At 71.7% G+C, this 20,715-nt stretch carries 19 protein-coding genes; 8 read left to right on the top strand and 11 right to left on the bottom strand.

Features of this window, described 5'->3' with window-relative positions:
• Positions 1-99: 99 nt before the first annotated feature.
• A complete protein-coding gene (locus ACZ4QV_RS11415; protein ID WP_361148904.1) occupies positions 100-1,383 on the bottom strand; it encodes an MFS transporter in 1,284 nt (427 codons plus the stop codon).
• 100 nt (positions 1,384-1,483) lie between these two features.
• Complete coding sequence (locus ACZ4QV_RS11410; protein ID WP_467762804.1) at positions 1,484-2,248, bottom strand: DUF4328 domain-containing protein; 765 nt, start codon at positions 2,246-2,248, stop codon at positions 1,484-1,486.
• Between the two features lie 94 nt (positions 2,249-2,342).
• Here ACZ4QV_RS11410 and ACZ4QV_RS11405 point away from each other — a divergent pair, with 94 nt between their 5' ends.
• Positions 2,343-2,777, top strand: coding sequence for a hypothetical protein (locus tag ACZ4QV_RS11405; protein WP_467762803.1), 435 nt, complete (start codon positions 2,343-2,345; stop codon positions 2,775-2,777).
• A gap of 47 nt (positions 2,778-2,824) precedes the next feature.
• Here ACZ4QV_RS11405 and bla read toward each other — a convergent pair whose 3' ends face one another.
• Complete coding sequence (bla, locus tag ACZ4QV_RS11400) at positions 2,825-3,787, bottom strand: class A beta-lactamase (RefSeq protein WP_467762802.1); 963 nt, start codon at positions 3,785-3,787, stop codon at positions 2,825-2,827.
• Positions 3,788-3,885: 98 nt separating this feature from the next.
• Positions 3,886-4,635, bottom strand: a complete 750-nt coding sequence (locus tag ACZ4QV_RS11395; RefSeq protein ID WP_467762801.1) for a DUF4232 domain-containing protein — start codon at positions 4,633-4,635, stop codon at positions 3,886-3,888.
• Between the two features lie 338 nt (positions 4,636-4,973).
• Between ACZ4QV_RS11395 and ACZ4QV_RS11390 the strand changes: the two genes are divergently transcribed.
• Positions 4,974-6,416, top strand: a complete 1,443-nt coding sequence (locus ACZ4QV_RS11390) for a helix-turn-helix domain-containing protein (protein WP_467762800.1) — start codon at positions 4,974-4,976, stop codon at positions 6,414-6,416.
• 78 nt (positions 6,417-6,494) lie between these two features.
• Here the strand turns inward: ACZ4QV_RS11390 and argS are convergent, their stop codons facing one another.
• Positions 6,495-8,273 carry an arginine--tRNA ligase gene (argS, locus tag ACZ4QV_RS11385; RefSeq protein WP_361148916.1) on the bottom strand — a complete coding sequence of 593 codons (1,779 nt, stop codon included), beginning with the start codon at positions 8,271-8,273 and terminating at the stop codon, positions 6,495-6,497.
• 156 nt (positions 8,274-8,429) lie between these two features.
• On the opposite strand from argS, the gene lysS reads away from it, so the two are divergent.
• The 4 genes from lysS (at position 8,430) to ACZ4QV_RS11365 (ending at position 13,765) form a co-directional block, all read left to right on the top strand.
• A complete protein-coding gene (gene lysS, locus ACZ4QV_RS11380) occupies positions 8,430-10,154 on the top strand; it encodes a lysine--tRNA ligase (protein WP_467762799.1) in 1,725 nt (574 codons plus the stop codon).
• 152 nt (positions 10,155-10,306) lie between these two features.
• On the top strand, positions 10,307-10,528 hold the full coding sequence (locus ACZ4QV_RS11375; RefSeq protein WP_361148920.1) for a hypothetical protein: 222 nt from the start codon (positions 10,307-10,309) through the stop codon (positions 10,526-10,528).
• Positions 10,529-10,628: 100 nt separating this feature from the next.
• A complete protein-coding gene (locus tag ACZ4QV_RS11370; protein WP_361148921.1) occupies positions 10,629-11,420 on the top strand; it encodes an HAD family hydrolase in 792 nt (263 codons plus the stop codon).
• Positions 11,417-13,765, top strand: coding sequence for a glycoside hydrolase family 65 protein (locus ACZ4QV_RS11365; protein WP_361636649.1), 2,349 nt, complete (start codon positions 11,417-11,419; stop codon positions 13,763-13,765). The genes ACZ4QV_RS11370 and ACZ4QV_RS11365 overlap by 4 nt, the downstream gene beginning before the upstream one ends.
• 131 nt (positions 13,766-13,896) lie before the next feature.
• Here the strand turns inward: ACZ4QV_RS11365 and ACZ4QV_RS11360 are convergent, their stop codons facing one another.
• Both ACZ4QV_RS11360 and ACZ4QV_RS11355 read right to left on the bottom strand, forming a co-directional pair.
• The gene (locus ACZ4QV_RS11360; protein ID WP_361148924.1) at positions 13,897-14,628 is read right to left on the bottom strand and encodes a DUF3558 family protein; all 732 of its coding nucleotides are present in this window, start codon (positions 14,626-14,628) and stop codon (positions 13,897-13,899) included.
• 199 nt (positions 14,629-14,827) lie between these two features.
• The gene (locus ACZ4QV_RS11355; RefSeq protein ID WP_467762798.1) at positions 14,828-15,769 is read right to left on the bottom strand and encodes a hypothetical protein; all 942 of its coding nucleotides are present in this window, start codon (positions 15,767-15,769) and stop codon (positions 14,828-14,830) included.
• A gap of 161 nt (positions 15,770-15,930) precedes the next feature.
• On the opposite strand from ACZ4QV_RS11355, the gene ACZ4QV_RS11350 reads away from it, so the two are divergent.
• Complete coding sequence (locus ACZ4QV_RS11350) at positions 15,931-17,124, top strand: RtcB family protein (RefSeq protein ID WP_467762797.1); 1,194 nt, start codon at positions 15,931-15,933, stop codon at positions 17,122-17,124.
• 103 nt (positions 17,125-17,227) lie between these two features.
• On the opposite strand, the gene ACZ4QV_RS11345 is transcribed toward ACZ4QV_RS11350, so the two are convergent.
• The 4 genes from ACZ4QV_RS11345 to ACZ4QV_RS11330 all read right to left on the bottom strand — a co-directional run bounded on the left by ACZ4QV_RS11345 (position 17,228) and on the right by ACZ4QV_RS11330 (position 19,653).
• Positions 17,228-17,644, bottom strand: a complete 417-nt coding sequence (locus ACZ4QV_RS11345) for an RNHCP domain-containing protein (RefSeq protein WP_361148929.1) — start codon at positions 17,642-17,644, stop codon at positions 17,228-17,230.
• Positions 17,645-17,660: 16 nt separating this feature from the next.
• On the bottom strand, positions 17,661-18,044 hold the full coding sequence (locus ACZ4QV_RS11340) for an RNHCP domain-containing protein (RefSeq protein ID WP_467762796.1): 384 nt from the start codon (positions 18,042-18,044) through the stop codon (positions 17,661-17,663).
• Between the two features lie 423 nt (positions 18,045-18,467).
• Positions 18,468-19,256, bottom strand: coding sequence for an SDR family oxidoreductase (locus ACZ4QV_RS11335; protein WP_361148931.1), 789 nt, complete (start codon positions 19,254-19,256; stop codon positions 18,468-18,470).
• 61 nt (positions 19,257-19,317) lie between these two features.
• Entirely contained in the window at positions 19,318-19,653 is a 336-nt protein-coding gene (locus ACZ4QV_RS11330; RefSeq protein ID WP_361148933.1) for a YnfA family protein, read from the bottom strand.
• A gap of 55 nt (positions 19,654-19,708) precedes the next feature.
• On the opposite strand from ACZ4QV_RS11330, the gene ACZ4QV_RS11325 reads away from it, so the two are divergent.
• Positions 19,709-20,437 carry an AAA family ATPase gene (locus ACZ4QV_RS11325; RefSeq protein ID WP_361148935.1) on the top strand — a complete coding sequence of 243 codons (729 nt, stop codon included), beginning with the start codon at positions 19,709-19,711 and terminating at the stop codon, positions 20,435-20,437.
• Positions 20,438-20,715 lie beyond the last annotated feature (278 nt).

The following is a 20,715-nucleotide window of genomic DNA, read 5'->3' as shown; positions in this document are numbered from 1 at the left end:
TGCGCGTCAGCGTGTGGGACGGGAATCCGGAGCTGCCGAGTTTCGGAGTGGCCGCGGTGCCCGGACCGGCGGCCGAGGCCGGGCGGGGGTTGGGGCTGGTCAGGTTGTGTGCCGAGAGCTTCGGCGGGTTCGCTTACGGGTCGGGGGCGTTGGGGTCGGGCGGGGGCAAGGTGATGTGGTTCGAGTTGGGGGAGGAGTGTCCGTTGCGGGGCGGCGGGGGCGGAGGCGGGTTCGCGGCGGGAGGGTGATGGCCGTGCCGGCCAGGAGCAGGGGCAGGGCGGCCCAGGGGAGGGCCGCTGGCGGGGAGACGGTCAGGAGGAGCGCACCGGCCAGCGCGCCGCCACCGATGCCGGTGTTGAACGCGGCGACGTAGAGGGACGAGGCCGCGTCGGGGGCGTCACCGGACGTACGTAGGACGGCGGTCTGGAAGCAGACGGGGAGTGCGGTGCAGGCCATGCCCCAGGTGGCGATGGAGAGGAAGAGGAGGGGGCGGTGGGTCGGGGCTGCGCCCAGGGTGATGAGGGACACGGCCATCAGGGCGAGCGTGCCGAGGAGCGTGGCGCGGGGGCGGGTGTCGACGAGGGCGCCGCTGAGCCAGGTGCCCGCGATGCCCGCGAGGCCGAAGAGGAGGAGTACGGGGCTGATGGCCGCGGGGGCGAAGCCGGCGGCGTCGTGGAGGTACTCCGTCACGTACGTGTAGAGCGTGAAGTGGCCGAGGATGACGAGTCCGGTGGTCAGGACGACCGGGCGCAGGCCCGGCGTACGGGCCACGCGGGGGAGGTCGGACACGCGGAGGGCGGGGCCGGGTGGGACCTGCGGCAGCAGGCGTGCCGCGGTGAGGAGAGTGGCCGTGCCCAGCGCGGCGGTGGCGAGGAACGCGGTGCGCCAACCGAAGGCCGTACCGGCGGCCGTGCCGAGGGGGACCCCGACGACGAAGGCCAAGGACACGCCCGCGAAGACGATCGCCGTGGCGCGGCCCGAGCGGTCCGGCCCGGCGATGGCCGCCGCGTAACCGGCGACGATGGCGTAGAAGACACCGTGCGCCAGACCGCAGAGGAGCCGGGTCGCCGCGAGGGTGGCGTAGTTGGGCGAGAGCCCGGAGAGCGCGGTGGCGGCCATGAAGACGGCACAGGTGGTCAGGAAGAGACGCTTGCGGGGCCAGGCGGAGGCGCGGGCGGTGAGCGGGGCCGCGGTCAGGCCGACGGTGAAGGCGTAGACCGTGACGAGGAGTCCGGTACGGGACGGGGTGACGTCCAGGTCGCTGCTGATGTCGGGCAGCAGGCCGACCGGCAGGAATTCGATGGTGCCGATGATGAAGACGAGGGCGGAGAGGTGAAGGAGCTGAGTGGTCGGGCGGGGCCGCCGCCCGGGACTGGGTGACATGCGCGGGACCGTAAGTGTTGACACCGATGTGAAGGTCAAGGCGCCGATGGGGCGCCTCGACCTACGGGTTACGGGTCCGGTGCCGGCCGGGAGGCTTCGGTCAGGCGGAGCCGTACGGGGCAGGGCCGGTGGGCGCGACCGCGTACGGCGCCGCGGGTACCTGCTGCATACGGGACAGCTTGCGGACGAAGAGGATGGCGAGGGCGGCCGCGGCGAGGTCCAGGAGGTCGGAGAGTGCGACCACGGACACCGCCAGGCGGAGGGTGTCCGGGAGATCGGCCCTGTCGTAGAGGGTGTTGCCGATCCGGCCGATGACCAGCGTGAGGAACCACAGCAGCCACCAGGCCCGCACCCATGTGGTGGAGACCTCGCGCCAGGAGCCGTCGGGCGCCGACTGGGCGCTGGACTGCCAGGTCTCCCTGGCGACGCGGAACGGCAGCCACAGGTTGCCGATCGGTATGAACCAGGAGCCGATGGCCCAGCCGCTGCCCAGCGTGCACACATCCCGCGTGTAGTGCTCGGCGTTCACCCGGGACCGGTGGAACCAGATGATGAAGACGACGGCGGTGGGGATCAGCATGGTGCCCTGGAGGACGGCGGCCACCCCGTACAGCATGTCGGCGCGGTCGGCCTGCTGTTCGGTGGTGGTGGCCAGGTTGTCCAGCACCGTACGCATGGTGAGGTCGGCGCCGAGCGCGAGGACGTCGGTGGCGATGACCAGGCAGAGCAGCGCGGTGAGCGCGGTGGCGAGGCCCCAGGTGGGCCGGAGCGCCGGGCCGCCGGTGGGCGGGAAGCCGTCGGAGTGCGGGTGGCCGGGCGGCGGCGGGAAACCGGGGGTCGGCGGGTCGGCGGGTATGTGCGACATGCCGGAAAACGTACCGGTCCGCAGAACAATTCAGTCGTGGAGTACGTCGGACATGGAGGACAATCTCTCGGTTCACTCATGTAACGGGAGATTCATGCACAAGCGTCTGCCCCTGCTCGCCACCTGCCTCGCGCTCGCCGCCTTCGGTATCTCGGCATGCGGCCCGTCCGGCGACAGTGGGGCGAGTTCCGCGGCGACTCCGGCTCCTGCGTCCGTGTCCGCGTCCGCATCCGCGTCCGCCTCGGCCGCCCCGACCGGAAGCCCGTCGGCGACCCCCGATGAAGTACGCGGTCTGACCGGCTTCGCGGCGAAGTTCTACCTGAAGACGATCCGGGAGCACTACCCGGACCTGGACCGCATCAGTGACGACGTGCTCGTCGCCCATGGCAACGCGCTCTGCATCACTCGTGGGCAGGCTTTCGTGGACCAAGCCCTCAAGACCAAGCGGGAACTCGGGATCACCGGCAAGCAGACGTCGCAGATCATGGGCACCGCGCACGGCATGTGCGGTAGGAAGGTGTACGGGTGAGGCCGGTGGTCCGGGGCGGGACCGGGGGTACCGCCCCGGACCACCGCTTACACGGGCGAGGGTGCCCGTCCGACCGCCTCGGCCAGCACCGTGGCGGTCTTGATGATCAACGGGGTGTCCCCCGAGGCGTCGGGCAGTGTCGGCTTGTGGGTGAAGGCCGCGAGGACGAGCGGGGTGCCGTCGGGGGTCCAGGCGATGCCCGCGTCGTTGCTCGTCCCGTACGTGCTGCCGCCGCCGGACTTGTCGGCCACCTTCCAGTCCTTCGGCAGGCCCGCGCGGAAACGTTCCACGCTGGTGGTGCTGCGCAGCAGCCAGTCGGTCAGGAGCGCGCGGTCGGGGCGGTCCAGGGCGTTGCCGAGCACGAGGCGGCGGTAGGTGTGGGCGATGGCGTACGGGGAGGTGGTGTCCGTACGGCGGCCCGGTTCGCCGGAGTTCAGCTCGGGCTCCCAGCGGTCCAGGCGGGTCACCGGGTCGCCGAGGGACCGGCAGAAGCGGGTGACGGCGGTCGGGCCGCCCAGCTCGCGCAGGAGGAGGTTGGCGGCGCAGTTGTCGCTGTACCGGACCGCCGCGTCGCACAGGTCCCGTACGGACATGCCCTCGGCGACGTGCTGGGACGTGATGGGCACATGGCCGGCCTTCCGCACGTCGGCCTCGGTGTAGCGGATGACGCGGGACAACTGGGTGCCGTCGTGGTCGAGGTCGCGCAGCACGGCCGCGACGGCGAGCCCCTTGAAGACGGAGCACATGGGGAAGCGTTCGTGGGCGCGGTGGAGCAGCGTGGCGCCGGTGGCGAGGTTGAGGGCGAAGACGCCGATGCGGGCCTGGTGTTCCCGCTCCAGCTCGCGGAGGCGACGGGTGGCGGCGCGGTGGGTGACGGCGGGCGCGGCGGTGGGGCCGGCCTGGGCGGCGCTCGCCGTGGTGGTGCCGAGGGCGAGCGCGCCGCCCAGGCCGAGGCCGAGGCCGGTGCCGAGCACGGACCGCCGGGTGAGTGCCGGTGTGGGCTTGCGCATGGTGTGTCCTTTCCTCAGTCCCCCGGTTCGCTGTTGCTGGTGGGGACGTCGAGGGTGGAGGGGTTGGTTGCGCAAGCCCGGCAGGGCCGTGGCCGCTGTCAGAGGGCGTCGTCCAGCTCGCTCTGCCAGTACGTGACCTGGGCGGAGTCGTCGATGTACGTGCCCTTCGGCAGCTTCGGGTGGGCCGGGCGTTCGGCGTAGCTGCCGTCCCGGTTCGCGAAGAACACGTCCAGGCTGTGCACCGTCCTGCCCCCCTCGGCCTCTCCGGTGGCGTCCGACGTGCGCACCGCCGCGTACGCGGACTGGCCCGGCTCGACGGAGACCACGGACTGCGGCTTGCTGCTCTGCAGGACGTCGGTGGGAGCTTGGGCGTCGTCGAAGCGGAGGGCCGGGTAGTGGTACGCGTCGCAGCGGGTCGAGCCGGTGTTGGTGAGGGTGAGGAGGATGTGGTTGATGGGGCGGCTGAGCTTGGAGACGGTCACCTTGGTGTTGGCCGCGGTGCAGGTGGTGGACTTCCCGCCCGTAGAGGTGCCGTGCTTGCCCCCGGAACCGGTCCTGGCAGGAGACGCCTGCGAGCCGTGACCGCCCTGCGAACCCGCGCCCGAGGGGGACTTGGCCGACGGGCCCGAGCTGTCCGCGGAGCCGGAACCGGGACCGGCGTCGGAACCGGCCGAGGAGCCCTGGCCGGCGGCGGGGGCCGACCCGGCCGAGGCCACGGGCTGCCCGGCCCCGGCGGCCTTCTTGCCGTCCTCGGCACCGCCGCAGGCGGTCAGGGAGAGAGCGGCGGCGACGGCCGCGGCGGAGGCGGCGACTCGGGCGGTACGGGTGGAGAAGAGACGCGAACGCATGGGTGGTGCTCCCCGTGAGGTGATGGGAAAGGGACGGTCGGCCGGGTGGGGTCAGAAGCTGTGGAGTACGGCCGCTACGACGACGACACAGACGGTCAGTACGCCCAGTGCCGCGAGATCGGCCGGTTCGAGAGAAAAGCGGAATCGCGTCCGCACGGCTGCTCCCCCGGTAAGGCCCCTGGTCAGGGCGTCGTCAGTGATCACAGCCTGGGCGACGGTCCGTCCCGGCCACAACGGCCGCCGGGACATCCGGGACGCTGGAACGATTGCGCGTACTCTGACCTGGGGGAATGGGGGCTCCCTGGAACGGAGTTCCGGGACGGGCAGGAGGGGAAACGGTGAGCACGGCTTCCGGCACGGACGGTTTCGCGGCACTGCTGCGCACGTTGAAGACGAGGTCAGGGCTGAGTTACGGCGCCCTGGCCAAACGTCTGCACATGAGTACGTCCACGCTGCACCGCTACTGCAACGGCGACGCGGTGCCGGCGGATTACGCGCCCGTGGAGCGACTGGCCCGGTTGTGCGGCGCGCAGTCCGAGGAACTGGTCGAGTTGCACCGCCGGTGGATCCTGGCGGACGCGACGCGGGGGCGGCGGACGGCGGCGGGGGACGACAAGGCGGAGGAGGCGGGGACGGCGGCTGCGGAGGTAGTCGAGGCTGCTGTGTCCGAGTCCGAGTCCGAGTCCGTGCCCGGGTCCGTGCCGGGTTCCGGGTCCGTACCGGTTCCCGCGTCCGTGCCGAACCCCGAGCCTGCCCCCGAGCCGGCTTCCCCTCCCGCCTCCGCGGAAACGCCCGCCCCCACCCCCACGACCACCCCCACCCGCACCACCCGCCCCAAGCTCCGCCTGGCCCTCGCGGCTGCCGCCGTGGTCGCGCTGGCCGCGCCCGCCGTCGCCATCAGCACCACGTCCTCCTCGGACCCGGAGCGGCCGGCCCGGGCGGCCGCGCAGACGGCCGCCCGTACGGCCCGTGGCGGGGACGGCCCGGTGCCGGACGGCGGGGCCTCCGCCACGCCGTCCCCGTCCTCGTCCGCGTCCGCTTCGGGGGCGGCCGAGGAGCCGAAGCGGAGCAGCGCGTCGGTCGGCGGGAGCGAGTCCGGTGACGCGGCCGGGGAGGGCAAGGGCGAGGCGGGCGGCGGCAGTGGCCGGGACGGCAACAGCGGCACCCCGCTCACCGTCGACGTCCGTACGAACAACTGGGACGACCCCTGCGACCGCTGGTACATGCTCGACAAGCCGCCCACCGAGGTCCCGCCACCGCCCACCGGGGTGAGCGCGCGCGGCTGGGCGAACGCGCTCGGCGGGGTGCCGGGTGGTCACCTCAGGGTGGCGCTGGCCGTGCAGGGCATCAGTGACCAGGCCGTCGTCCTGCACTCGCTGACCGTACGGACCACCACGCGCACGGCGTCGGTGGCGGGTTCGGCGTACTCCATGGGCGACGGCTGCGGCGGCGGGCTCACCCCGGCCTCGTTCGACGTCGGTCTGGACGCGGCGCAGCCGGTGACACGGCCGGTGGCCGGGGAGCAGGGGGACCGGAGGATTCCGGCGACCGACTTCCCGTTCAAGGTGTCGGCTTCCGACCCGCAGATGCTGTACGTGGACGCGCACGCGGAGGCGAACGACGTCAGCTGGTACCTGGAGCTGGAGTGGAGCAGCGGCGGGCGGCGCGGCACGCTGCGCCTGGACGACCACGGCAAGCCGTTCCGTACGAGCGCGACGAAGGGACGTCCGCAGTACATCTACCGGTGGGACCGGAACGCCTGGGCTCCCTACGGGAGCTGAGCGCGGACAGCGGGAAGGCCCCGCCGGAACGATCGGTTCCGGCGGGGCCTTCCCGTACGCCTATGTGTCAGGCGGGCGTCAGAGCCGCTCGGGCGTCCGGATGCCCAGCAGCGCCATGCCGCGGTGCAGCGTGCGGGCCGTCAGCTCGCACAGGAACAGGCGGTTCTCCACCTGCGCGCTGCCGCCCTCGGCCTTCAGGACCGGGCACTGGTCGTAGAAGGTCGTGTAGAGAGAGGCGAGCTGGTAGAGGTACGCGGCCAGCTTGTGGGGCTCGTAACCGGCCGCCGCCTCCGCCAGGACCTCACCGAACTGGTCCAGGTGCAGGCCCAGCGCGCGCTCCGCCGGGGCCAGCTCCAGTTCCGGGTGGGCCTTGGGGGCGGCGTCCCCGGCACGCCGGAAGATGGACTGCACACGGGCGTACGCGTACTGGATGTACACGCTGGTGTCGCCGTTGAGCGAGACCATCTGGTCCAGGTCGAACTTGTAGTCGCGGGAGGCCGAGGTGGACAGGTCCGCGTACTTCACGGCGCCGATGCCGACCTGGAAGCCGTTCTCGGTGATCTCCTGCTCGGTCAGGCCGATGTTCTCGCCCTTCTCCCGTACGACGGCGGTCGCCCGCTCCACCGCCTCGTCGAGCAGGTCCACCAGCCGCACCGTCTCGCCCTCACGGGTCTTGAACGGCTTGCCGTCCTTGCCGAGGACGGTGCCGAAGGCGAGCTGGACGGCGTCGACGTCCTCGCCCAGCCAGCCGGCCCGGCGGGCGGTCTCGAAGACCATCTTGAAGTGCAGCGACTGGCGGGCGTCGACCACGTACAGCAGGGTCGAGGCGCCGAGGCCCTGCACCCGGTCGCGGATGGCCGACAGGTCGGTGGCCGCGTAGCCGTAGCCGCCGTTGGACTTCTTGACGATCAGCGGGGTCGGGTTGCCGTCCGGGCCCTTGACGTCGTCGAAGAAGACGCAGAGCGCGCCGTCGGAGCGGACCGCCACGCCGGACTCCTCCAGCAGTCGGCAGGTCTCCTCCAGCATGGCGTTGTAGCCGGACTCGCCGACCACGTCCGCGTCCCGGATCTCCATGTCGAGCTTGTTGAAGACCGAGTAGAAGTAGACCTTCGACTCGTCGACGAAGCGCTGCCACAGGGCGAGCGTCTCCTCGTCACCGGCCTGGAGGTCGACGACGCGGCGGCGGGCACGGTCCTTGAACTCCTCGTCGGAGTCGAACAGCGCGCGGGACGCCTTGTAGAGGCGGTTCAGGTTCGACATGGCCTCTTCGCCGGAGACCTCGGCGGAGGCGTCGTCGCGCTGGTGATCCAGCTCGTGCGGGTGCTCGATCAGGTACTGGATGAGCATGCCGAACTGGGTGCCCCAGTCGCCGATGTGGTGGCGGCGGACCACCTTCTCGCCGGTGAACTCCAGGATCTCGACCATCGCGGCGCCGATCACGGCGGAGCGCAGATGGCCGACGTGCATCTCCTTGGCGACGTTCGGCTGCGCGTAGTCGATGACCGTGGTGCCCGGGTTCTCGGCGTACGGGACGCCGAGACGGTCGTCGGCGGCGCGCGCGGCCAGCGTCCGGACGATCGCCTCGTCGGAGACGGTGATGTTCAGGAAGCCGGGCCCGGAGACCTCGATCTCCTTGATCACGTCACCGGCGGCGAGCTGCCCGACGACCTGGGAGGCCAGCTCCCGCGGGTTGCCCTTGAGCTTCTTGGCCAGCGCCAGCATGCCGTTGGCCTGGAAGTCGGCCCGGTCGCTTCGTCGCAGCAGCGGGTCCGCGGCGCCGGCCTCCGGCAGGGCTGCCGAGAGGGCGTCCGCGACGCGCTGGTTGACCGTGGCTGCGAGGGAAGGGACCGCTGTCATGGAATGAAGGCCGTTCCGTTGGTGTGGAAAGGGTTTGCCACCGAGTATCCCACGGCGGTTCCCTCGGTTTTCCACAGGGAAAAACCGGCGGCGGCGCCGTCTGGGAGAATGGTCGCCGTCAGGCTTGTCGAGTGGTGAGAAGAGGAAGGGCCGATCGTGGCTCAGCAGAGCACCGAGACCGACTGGGTCTCCAGGTTCGCGGACGAGGTCATTGCCGAGGCGGAGCGCCGCGCCCCCGGCAAACCGATCGTCTGCGCCTCGGGCCTGTCCCCTTCCGGCCCCATCCACCTGGGCAATCTGCGTGAGGTCATGACGCCGCACCTGGTCGCGGACGAGATCCGCCGCCGGGGCCACGAGGTCCGCCACCTGATCTCCTGGGACGACTACGACCGCTACCGCAAGGTCCCGGCCGGTGTCGCGGGGGTCGACGAGTCGTGGGCCGAGCACATCGGCAAGCCGCTGACCTCGGTGCCGGCCCCGGCCGGCTCCGCGTACCCGAACTGGGCGGAGCACTTCAAGGCCGCCATGGTCGAGGCGCTCGCCGAGCTGGGCGTGGAGTACGACGGCATCAGCCAGACCGAGCAGTACACCTCCGGGGCCTATCGCGAGCAGATCCTGCACGCGATGAAGCACCGCACCGACATCGACGCGATCCTCGCCCAGTACCGCACCAAGAAGGCGCCCGCGAAGAAGTCGCAGAAGCCGGTCGACGAGGCCGAGCTGGAGGCCGCCGAGGGGTCCGGCGCGGCCGCCGAGGACGACGGCAGCAGCGGCTCGGCGGGCTATTTCCCGTACAAGCCGTACTGCGGCCAGTGCGACAAGGACCTGACGACGGTCACCTCCTACGTGGACGAGACGACCGAGCTGACGTACACCTGCACGGCCTGCGGCTTCGGCGAGACGGTCCGGCTCAGCGAGTTCAACCGCGGCAAGCTGGTCTGGAAGGTCGACTGGCCGATGCGCTGGGCCCACGAGGGCGTGATCTTCGAGCCGTCGGGGGTGGACCACTCCTCGCCGGGCTCGTCGTTCGTCGTCGGCGGCCAGATCGTGCGCGAGATCTTCGACGGCGCGCAGCCCATCGGCCCGATGTACGCCTTCGTCGGCATCAGCGGCATGGCCAAGATGTCGTCCTCCAAGGGCGGCGTGCCGACCCCGGGCGACGCGCTGAAGATCATGGAGGCGCCGCTGCTGCGCTGGCTGTACGCGCGCCGCAAGCCCAACCAGTCCTTCAAGATCGCCTTCGACCAGGAGATCCAGCGGCTCTACGACGAGTGGGACAAGCTGGAGGCCAAGGTCGCCGACGGCTCGGTGCTGCCCGCCGACGCCGCCGCGCACTCCCGCGCGGTGCGCACGGCCGCCGGTGAGCTGCCCCGCACCCCGCGCCCGCTGCCGTACCGCACGCTGGCCTCGGTCGCCGACATCACCGGCGGGCACGACGAGCAGACGCTGCGCATCCTCGGCGAGCTGGACCCGGCCGACCCGGTCACGTCCCTGGACGAGACCCGGCCCCGGCTGGACAAGGCCGAGTACTGGATCAACACCCAGGTCCCGGCCGAGCAGCGCACGATCGTGCGCGACGAGCCGGACACCGAGCTGCTCGGCTCGCTCGACGACCAGGCCCGCGAGTCGCTGCGGCTGCTGCTCGACGGGCTGGACGAGCACTGGTCGCTGGACGGGCTGACCACGCTCGTCTACGGCGTACCGAAGATCCAGGCCGGGCTGACGCCGGAAGCCAAGCCGACACCCGAGCTGAAGGTCGCGCAGCGCTCGTTCTTCGCGCTGCTCTACAACCTGCTCGTCGGCCGCGACACCGGCCCGCGGCTGCCCACGCTGCTGCTCGCGGTCGGCGCGGACCGGGTGCGCAAGCTGCTGGCGGCGTGAGCGCCCGGCGGGGCGGGCTCGGAGCGCGCTGACGGCTGCCGTGGTGCGCGTCCGGGTAGGAGGCCCTGACCGCGCCGCTGCGCCTTTCGACGGAGTGCCGATTCGGCCCCGGGGACGACGATCCCCGGGGCCGTTCGCGTGAAGGTGGACCCATGCGAGAAATCATCGGAGTCCTCGGAATCATCGTCGCGATCCAGGGGGTCATGGGCGCCCTCGGCCGGATCTTCACGGACAGTACGGGCTGGGGCATCCTGCCGCACTGGTACGACCTGCCGACGCTCGCGTACGCCGGGATGGCCGCGGCCGGCCTGGCCCTCGCCGTGTGGGGGGAGGCGGCCAAGAAGCGCAGGAAGCGGGCGGGCTCGGGCGCGTAACCAGGCGCCGCACCCGCCGCATCGGTCCGCCCGGCGGCGTACCGGGCAGGAATTGTCCGGAACAGACATACGTCGAACACCGGGCGGGGACTCGTGTCCCATGACGGATTCGCTCACCTCGCTCGGCCTGCCGGACCGTGTCCGGGCCTGCCTGTTCGACCTCGACGGCGTCCTGACCAAGACGGCCGTCGTCCACACGGCCGCCTGGAAGGAGACGTTCGACGACTTCCTGCGCCACCGGGACGGCCCTGACTACACCCCCTTCGACCCGGTCTCCGACTACGACGAGTACGTGGACGGCCGCCCGCGCGCCGACGGCGTACGCACCTTCCTCGCCTCACGCGGCATCGAGCTGCCGGAGGGCGGCCCCGACGACCCGCCGGACCGCGAGACCGTGCACGGGCTGGGCAACCGCAAGAACAATCTGCTGCTGAAGAAACTCCGCGAGCAGGGCGCCGAGGCGTACGAAGGCTCCCGCCGCTATGTGCACGCCGTACGCGAGCAGGGACTGGCCACCGCCGTCGTCTCCTCCAGCGCCAACTGCCGCGAGGTGCTGGAGTCGGTGGACATGGCGGGCCTCTTCGACGTACGGATCGACGGGAACGTGGCCGCCGAACGGAAGCTGCCGGGCAAACCGCACCCCGACACCTTCCTGGAGGCCGCCAGGGAACTGGGCGTCCCCGCCCCGCAGGCGGTGGTCTACGAGGACGCCCTGGCCGGGATGGACGCCGGGCGGGCCGGGCGCTTCGGGTACGTCGTCGGCGTCGACCGGGCCGGCCAGGCCGACGCGCTGCGGCGGCACGGCGCCGATGTCGTCGTCAAGGACCTCGCCGAGTTGCTGACGTCCGGGCAGCCGGAGTCCGGACAGCCGAAGGAGGACGGCCAGGCATGATCACCCACTCCTCGTACGCCTGCGACCCCTGGCTCCTGCGCGAGACCGACCTCAACCTGGACGTACTGCCGCAGAGCGAATCGGTCTTCGCGCTCTCCAACGGGCACATCGGCTGGCGCGGCAACCTGGACGAGGGCGAGCCGCACGGGCTGCCCGGCAGCTACCTCAACGGCGTCCACGAACTGCGCCCGCTCCCGTACGCCGAGGCCGGCTACGGCTACCCCGAGTCCGGGCAGACCGTCATCAACGTCACCAACGGCAAGCTGATCCGGCTGCTCGTCAACGACGAACCGTTCGACCTGCGCTACGGCCGGCTGCGCTCCCACGAACGCGTGCTGGACCTGCGGGCCGGCGTGCTGCGCCGCACCTGTGAATGGACCTCGCCGGCCGGCTGCACCGTACGGGTGACCTCCACCCGGCTGGTCTCCTTCACCCAGCGGGCCGTCGCCGCCGTCGCCTACGAGGTCGAACCGCTGGACTCCGAGGTGCGGGTGGTCCTGCAGTCCGAACTCGTCACCAACGAGCAGCTCCCCGAGTCCGGCGGCGACCCCCGGGTCTCCTCGGCGCTGCACAACCCGCTGGAGGCGGAGGAGCACTTCGCCTCCGACGCGCGCCTGCGGCTGATCCACCGCACGCGCCGCAGCGGGCTGCGGGTGGCGGCCGCCGCCGACCACCTCGTCGACGCACCCGAGGGCGCCACCCGTACCGACGGCGAGAGCGGCGACGACGTCGCCCGCTTCACCGTCACCGCGCTCCTGGAGCAGGGCCAGCGGCTGCGGCTGGAGAAGACGGTGTCGTACGGCTGGTCCGGGGCGCGTTCGCTGCCCGCCCTGCGCGACCAGGTGGACGCGGCGCTCGCCGGGGCGCGCAGCATCGGCTGGCAGGGTCTGGTCGACCAGCAGCGCGCCTACCTGGACGACTTCTGGGACCGTGCGGACGTCGAGGTCGACGGTGACGCGGAGATCCAGCAGGCCGTCCGCTTCGCCCTGTTCCACGTGCTCCAGGCGGGTGCGCGGGCCGAGCAGCGCGCCATTCCCGCCAAGGGCCTGACCGGCTCCGGGTACGACGGCCACACGTTCTGGGACAGCGAGACGTTCGTCCTGCCGATGCTGACGTACACCTCGCCCGGCGCCGTCGCCGAAGCGCTGCGCTGGCGGCAGAACACGATGGGCGCCGCCCGCGCCCGTGCGGAACAACTCGGCTTCCGGGGCGCCGCGTTCCCGTGGCGGACCATCGATGGCTCGGAGTGCTCGGCGTACTGGCCGGCCGGCACCGCCGCCTTCCACGTCAACGCCGACATCGCCGACGCGGTCGTCCGCTACGTCTGCGCCACCGGCGACGAGGAGTTCGAGCGGGAGACGGCCGTACCGATCCTGGTGGAGACCGCCCGGCTGTGGCACTCGCTGGGCCAGCACGACCACCACGGCACGTTCCACATCGACGGCGTCACCGGTCCCGACGAGTACAGCGCCGTCGCCGACGACAACGTCTACACCAACCTCATGGCCCAGGCGAACCTGCGGGCCGCCGCCGACGTGGCCGAACGCCACCCGCGCGAGGCCGGGGCGCTCGGCGTCGACGACGAGGAGAGCGCGTCCTGGCGGGACGCCGCCGAGGCGGTGGCCGTGCCGTACAACCGCAGCCTGCGGGTGCACGAACAGTCGGCGGGCTTCACCACCCATCAGACCTGGGACTTCGCCGGCACCCGCACCGACCAGTACCCGCTGATGCTGCACTTCCCGTACTTCGACCTCTACCGCAAGCAAGTCGTCAAACAGGCCGACCTGGTCCTCGCCCTGTACAAGCGCGGCGACTGCTTCGACGACGAGCACAAGGCGCGCGACTTCGCCTACTACGAGCCGCTGACCGTACGCGACTCCTCCCTCTCGGCCTGCGTCCAGGCCGTCGTGGCCGCCGAGGTCGGCCATCTGCGCCTCGCCTACGACTACTTGGGCGAAGCGGCCCTGATGGACCTCCAGGACCTGGAGAACAACACCCGCGACGGCCTGCACACCGCCTCACTGGCCGGCACCTGGATCGCCCTCGTCGCCGGCTTCGGCGGCATGCGCCACACGTCCCAGGGCCTGACCTTCGCCCCCCGCCTCCCCGAAAAACTCACCCGCCTGGCGTTCTCGGTCCAGGTGCTGGGGCGGCGGCTGCGCGTCGAGATCACCGCCAAGGCGGTGACGTACAGCATGGTCGAGGGAGCGCCCCTGGAGATACAGCACTACGGCGAACCGCTCACCGTCTCCGACAAGGACCCTCAGGAACGGGAGATCCCCGAGCTGGCGGCACGTCCGGAGCCGACCCAGCCGCCGGGGAGGCGGCCGCTGCGGCGGCACTGAGCACGCAGGGCGGTACGGCTCAGGCGTGCCGTACGTCGCTTGTCGCGGCGTGAGCCGTTGCGGTCCCTCCCCGTCCCCGGCCGGCTGCCGGACTACCGGCCGGGCCGGGGCCGGGGAGGGACCGGAGACGGCTACTGGTTGGCCTTGCCGACCGCCGCGACGGCTTCCTTGGCGGCGGTTTCGGCGGCCTTGAGGAGGTCGCTCGGGTCGGGGGCGTCGGCGCCGGCCAGGCCCGCGCCGTTGTAGTTGACGGTGACCACGACGTTCGCGGTGCGGGCGACCACCGTCTGGTTCTTGAAGTCGGAGCCGTCCTTCTTCAGGTCGTAGGTGATCCAGGTGGACTCGTCGCCGTTGCCGTCGACCGCGCCGGTCTTGGTGTTCTTGGCGCCCTGGGTGGCCTTGGCGGCGTCGACCTGCTTCTTGTAGAAGTCGGTGGCGCGCTTCTCGCCGGTGCCCAGGGTCGGGTCGGAGTCGTAGCGCTGGAAGCCGACGTCCAGCCAGCGGTACTGGGTGCCGTCCACGCCCTGGGAGTCGGAGCTGTTCCAGGCGCAGTAGCCGCGGGCCATGGCGTCGGAGGACTTGCCCTGCTCGCCGTCGGCGTTCTTGGTCTTGGGGACCAGCTTCTTGACGGTGTCCTGGGACACGGCCTGGCAGGGGTTGGGCAGCTTCTTCATCTTCGCGGGCGCGACGCTGGGGGAGGCGCTGCCGGAGGAGCTGCCGCTCTTGCCGGGGGAGGCGGACTTCGATGCGCCGCCCGAGTCCTTCTTGCCGGAGTCGTCGTCGGAGGAGCAGCCGGCGACGAGCATCACCGGTACGGCTGCGCAGGCGAGGAGGCTGGCGAGTCGCTTGGCTGAACGGTGCATGGTTCCTTCGCTGTTCGTCGTCGTTCGGCGCGTCGCACTGGACGCCGTCGGGAGCCGCGTACGGGCCGGTGCGGTCCGGACGCGGTACGTCCTTCGGAGCGCGCGGCGACGCTGCCGCGCGCGGGGCTCGGGGGCACACGGTACGCGGCGGAGGGCGGCCGGAGGGCGATTCGTGACGTTACTCGCCGGACAAAGCGGACTATTCGTTGAAGCGGTCGGCCAGCTCCTGGGCCAGCGCCTGGGCCTTCTCCTGGAGGTCCCTGCTGTCGGGCAGCGTCGTCTTGTCGGCCGACCACTGGTCGTAGGCGATGGTCACGATGACGTTCGAGGAACGGAAGACGATCGTGACGTCCCGGTGCACACCGCTGTCCGCGGTGATCAGCTTGTCGTTGAGGAAGGCGGCGTCGGCGAGGCCGTCCAGGACACGCGGGGCGATGTCGGAGCCGGGCGCGTCGGTCGGGTTCCTGCTCGGGGAGGCGGGCGGGGAGGGAGGCGGCGAGGACGGGGCGGTGGAGGCCTTGCCGCCCGCGGCGGTCTTGCCGGCTTCCTGGTCGCCGCCGGGCTTGCCGTCCTGGCCGGGGGCGTCGTTCTGGGCGCCCTGGCCGTTCCGGTCGTCCTTGCCGTCCTTGCCGTCCTTGCCGGAGGAGGAGGGCGTGGGCGTCGGCGCCGTGCTGGTGCCGCCGGACGGGAGCTGGGCGGCCAGCTCCTTCTTCCCGTAGACGTTCTGCGCCTTGTCGTCGTCGCTGACGGCGGGGTCGTAGGAGACGACCCGCTCGAAGTCCAGGGTGAGGTGGCGGGTGCCGTCGGGTGCCTCACGCTTCCAGCGGCAGCCGACCCGGCGGTCCGTGTCGTACGTGATGTCGGCGGTGCCCGCGTAGACCTTGTCGGCGTCCTGCGGGCTCTCCGTGCCGCCGGGCGGCAGCAGCCGGCGCAGGATGCCCTTGGAGGGCAGGCCGCAGGGCTCGGGGAGCGTCTTGTACTTGCCGGGCTCGGCGGACGCCGACGTGGCGGCCGCGCCGCCGCCCTTGGTGTCGGCGGAGCCGCTGCCGGATCCGGAGCCGCCGGTGCAGGCGGTGAGCGTGGCGGCCAGCGCCGCCACGGTCGCCAGCGCGGTCCCCGGTACGAACGACCTTCGCTGCACCGTTCCCGGCTCCTTCCGTAGGAAATCTGGTTGCCGCGGCCAGACGGCGGATGGACACAATGTCTACCGCACGTTCTGCCGCATACGCCGGTTCCCTGTCCTTGATCAGGCTTCTTGTCCGGCTTTTGCTATTTGTTGATTTTCGGGGGAATGAGGAAGTTATGTCGTACACCGAAGTGCCCGGAGCGCAGGTTCCGATCCGGATGTGGACGGACCCGTCCACGGTCGAGGGTGCGGCCATGCAGCAACTGCGCAACGTGGCCACCCTGCCATGGATCAAGGGCCTGGCCGTGATGCCGGACGTGCATTACGGCAAGGGCGCGACGGTCGGCTCGGTGATCGCCATGCACGGGGCGGTCTGCCCGGCGGCCGTCGGTGTCGACATCGGCTGCGGAATGAGCGCCGTCAAGACCTCGCTCACCGCGAACGACCTCCCCGGCGACCTCTCCCGCCTCCGCTCCAAGATCGAGGAAACCATCCCGGTCGGGCGCGCCATGCACGACGAGCCGGTCGACCCGGGCCGCCTGCACGGCCTGGCGACCAGCGGCTGGGACGACTTCTGGAGCCGCTTCGGCGGGGTGGCGGAAGCGGTCAGGTTCCGTGAGGAGCGTGCCGTCAAGCAGATGGGGTCGCTCGGCGGCGGCAACCACTTCATCGAGTTCTGCCTCGACGAGACCGGCGCGGTGTGGCTGATGCTGCACTCCGGCTCCCGCAACATCGGCAAGGAACTGGCCGACTTCCACATCGGCCAGGCGCAGAAGCTGCCGCACAACCAGGGGCTGGTCGACCGCGACCTCGCCGTCTTCGTCGCGGACACCCCGCAGATGGCGGCGTACCGCAACGACCTCTTCTGGGCGCAGGAGTACGCCCGGCACAACCGCGCGATCATGATGGCGCTCTTCCAGGACGTCGTCCGCAAGGAGTTCAAGAAGGCCAAGCCGGTGTTCGAGCCGGTGATCTCCTGCCACCACAACTATGTGGCGGAGGAGCGGTACGACGGCATGGACCTGCTCGTGACGCGCAAGGGCGCGATCCGCGCCGGGAGCGGTGACTACGGCATCATCCCCGGCTCGATGGGCACCGGCTCGTACATCGTCAAGGGCCTCGGCAACCCGGCGTCCTTCAACTCCGCCTCGCACGGCGCGGGCCGCAAGATGAGCCGCAACGCCGCGAAGAAGCGTTTCTCGACGCAGGACCTGGAGGAGCAGACGCGGGGCGTGGAGTGTCGCAAGGACTCCGGCGTCGTGGACGAGATCCCGGGCGCGTACAAGCCGATCGAGAAGGTCATCGACCAGCAGCGGGACCTGGTGGAGGTCGTGGCCAAGCTCAAGCAGGTGGTGTGTGTGAAGGGATGAGGAGCGCGGGGGCTCCCTCACCGGGCGAGGGCCCCGGGCCGGCTTGTGCGCCGGTCCGGGGCCCTCGTCTTTCAGGCGTCCTGGACCCGGGCGCCCTGGTCCCTCACAGGGAGATCAGCGCCCGTACGGGCATCCTGGTGTCGGCCAGCGGCCGGACGGCCAGGCGTACCAGGGCCAGGGCGTTGTCGTCGCCCGCGGTGCGGTTGGTGCTCAGCTCACCGCAGGCCAGGCACTGGTGGACCAGCAGCCACTCCCCGTCCTGCCGGGCGGACAGGCACAGCGCCCGCATCCGTCCGCCGCAGTCCGCGGCCCGGTCGCCCGGTATCTTGCGGTCCACGTGGCGGCTGGCCAGGCAGTGCGGGCAGTGGTTGCGGTGGGCGGTCCCGGGTGCGGCCAGCGGGACCTCCAGGCGGCACCCGACACAGCGGAAGGTGTCGCCGGACGCGCCGCCCGGCCCGTGGAGGACGTCCTTGGGCCGTTGGGTGCGGCGCTGTTGCTTGGGTGTACGGCGTCGTGGCACGGTCGTCACTCCCCGCTCACAGGTCGCCGAACGCTTCCAGCGGGAACGGCGGGTGGGCCAGCGGCCGGACCGCCATCCGCATCAGGATGAGCTGGTTGTCGTCCGGGGAGACCGGGTTGGACGTCAGCTCGTCGCAGCGGGTGCACCGGTGGACGACCATCCAGTCGTCGGTGCGCAGCACCGCGATGGCGATGGGCGACATACGGCCACGGCAGGTGGACGGTCCGCCCTCGGCCGCGTCCCGTACGTGCTGGGAGTGCAGGCAACTGGGGCAGTGGTTGCGGCGGTCGCCGCCGGGGTCGAGGGTGGTGACGGTCAGCCCGCACCGGACGCAGGTGAAGGTGTCGGTGCGCGGCAGCGGGTGCGGACGGTTCGAGCTCTTGGGGCTGTTGGACAGCACTCGGGTACTCCTTGCCGGAAAGCGTGAAAAGGGCAGCGGGAGCAGGCCGAGCGGCCTCGGTCGTACGGGCAGTGGGCGGCACCGCGCGCGGGCGGGTGCGGCCGGGCCGGTGCGGCGGACGGCGGCCGTGGGACGGTGAAGGTCAGCGGCGGGGTTCGTCCGCGCGGTGATGAGGCGCGCTCAGCGCCGGCCGGGGCATAGACACTGCTTTCCAGGGCGGGGCCCGAGAGAGGGGACACGTGCGGGAACGCGCACGTGCGCCGACGCGCAGGTGCGTCGACACCGGGAACGGTACGGGCGGGGGCGGCCGCGGCGCCAACGATTTTCCGGGCCCCGGCCTCCCGGGCCCCGGCCTCCCGGGCGGGGGCCAGGGCTCCTGGTGAGGGTGTCGCCGGGATGGTTCCGCGTCCGTGGCGGGCGGTCTCAGGAGGTGCGGTGCACCTTGGTGTTGGACGCCTGGGCGCGGGGGCGGACGACGAGGAGGTCGATGTTGACGTGGGCCGGGCGGGTGACGGCCCAGCCGATGGTGTCGGCGACGTCGTCGGCGGTCAGCGGTTCGGCCACGCCCGCGTAGACCTTGGCGGCCTTGGCGGTGTCGCCGCGGAAGCGGGTGGTGGCGAACTCGTCGGTCCTGACCATGCCGGGGGCGATCTCGATGACGCGGACGGGCTCGCCGCACAGCTCCAGCCGGAGGGTCTCGGCGATGACGTGCGCGCCGTGCTTGGCGGCGACGTAGCCGCCACCGCCCTCGTAGGTGCCGTGCCCGGCGGTGGAGGAGACGACCACGACCGTGCCGTCCCCGGAGGCGGTCAGGGCGGGCAGCAGGGCCTGGGTGACGTTGAGCACGCCGAGGACGTTGACCTCGTACATGGTGCGCCAGTCGGCCGGGTCGCCGGTGGCGACGGGGTCGGCGCCCAGCGCCCCGCCGGCGTTGTTGACCAGCACGTCCACCGATTCGTGGTGCTCCCGGAGGCAGGCGGCGAAGGCGTCGACCGCGGCGCGGTCGGTGACGTCGAGCCGGTGGGCCTCGGCGTCCGGCAGCTCGGCGGCCAGCGCCTCGATACGGTCCGAGCGACGGGCCGCGAGGACGACGCGGTAGCCCTCGGCGGCCAGCCGCCGGGCGGTGGCGGCGCCGATGCCGCTGCTGGCTCCGGTGACGACGGCGGTACGGGTACGGGGACGGTCGGCGGGCGCGTCGGGTACGGCGGTCATGCGGCGGGCTCCTCGGGCGCTGCGGGCGTCGGTCGTGGTGCCTACGCAGGATATGCGCGGGTCAACGGCCCCTGGGCGCGTACATGATCACGGCCATGCCGGCCAGGCAGATCAGTGCGCCGGCCACGTCCCAGCGGTCCGGGCGGTAGCCGTCGGCGACCATGCCCCAGGCCAGCGAGCCCGCGACGAAGACACCGCCGTACGCGGCGAGGATGCGGCCGAAGTCGGCGTCCGGCTGGAGCGTGGCGACGAAGCCGTACGCGCCGAGGGCGAGCACGCCGGCGCCGATCCAGAGCCGGCCGCGGTGTTCGCGCACGCCCTGCCAGACGAGCCAGGCGCCGCCGATCTCGAAGAGGGCGGCGAGCACGAAGAGGGCGATGGAGCGGGCGATGAGCATGGGGCCAGCGTAAGGACGGGGGGCGATTGTCAGTGGGGTGTGAGAGCTTCGGGACATGCTCATCGAACGCGCGTACGTGGATCTCTCCGGGGAAGCGGAGGCGGAGACCGGGGACGGCTGGCCCTGGACGGTGCCGTGTGTGCGCCGGCTGGTCGCGGACGGGCTGAAGTTCCGGGCGCCGGTCACCTTTCTCGTGGGGGAGAACGGCTCCGGCAAGTCCACGCTGGCCGAGGCCCTGGCGGAGGGCTTCGGGCTTGACTCGTACGGCGGCTCGGCCGGTTACAAGTACGCCAGTTCGCGCGAGCCGTCCGTGCTGGGCATGGCCATGCGCTTCGACGCGACGACGGCCGGCCGCCGGATGGTCCGCGGGCCGCGTACGCGCCGGCGCGGCTTCTTCCTGCGGGCCGAGACGGCGTGGGACGCGCTCGGCCGTGCGCGGCTGTCGGAGGCGCCGGAGGAGATGAGCCACGGCGAAGGGTTCCTGATGGCGTTCCGGGAGAAGTTCCGGCAGCCGGGGTTCTATGTGCTGGACGAGCCGGAGGCCGCGCTGTCGTTCTCCTCCTGCCTGGAACTGCTCGGGGTGCTGCACGAGTTGCGCCGCGGCGGTGCCCAGGTCGTCTGCGCCACGCACTCTCCGCTGCTCACGGCCCTGCCCGGCGCGGAGATAGTCGAGGTCGGTGAGCACGGCATGCGGTCGGTGGAGTGGGACGAGCTGGCCCTCGTCGACCACTGGCGGCGCTACCTCACCGACCCTCGGGCGTATCTGCGGCACATCATCGACTGATCCGGAAGCTCGCCGGGGGGCGTTGTCCAGAAGCGGGGACCGACGGGTGAGGGGGCCGCGCCGGTGGCCGTCGCTGCGTGAAGGGCGAACCACTGGCCAAAAACCGTACGGGGCGTCACATGCCCTGGCCGGGCCCCTTGTCAGGCGGCAGAGGCGTCCCTAGATTCCCCTTCTACCGGGGGGTACGACGCTGATCGGCGGATGGCGGACCGAGCGGGAGAGCGCGCCTTTCCGTTGATCGGACGACAACGGGTGACCACGTCGAATTCCGTGCGGTG

The organism is Streptomyces sp. NPDC026394 (assembly GCF_055567735.1).
Note: the sequence above shows the minus strand (reverse complement) of the source record. Positions and strands in the feature narration are given on the sequence as shown.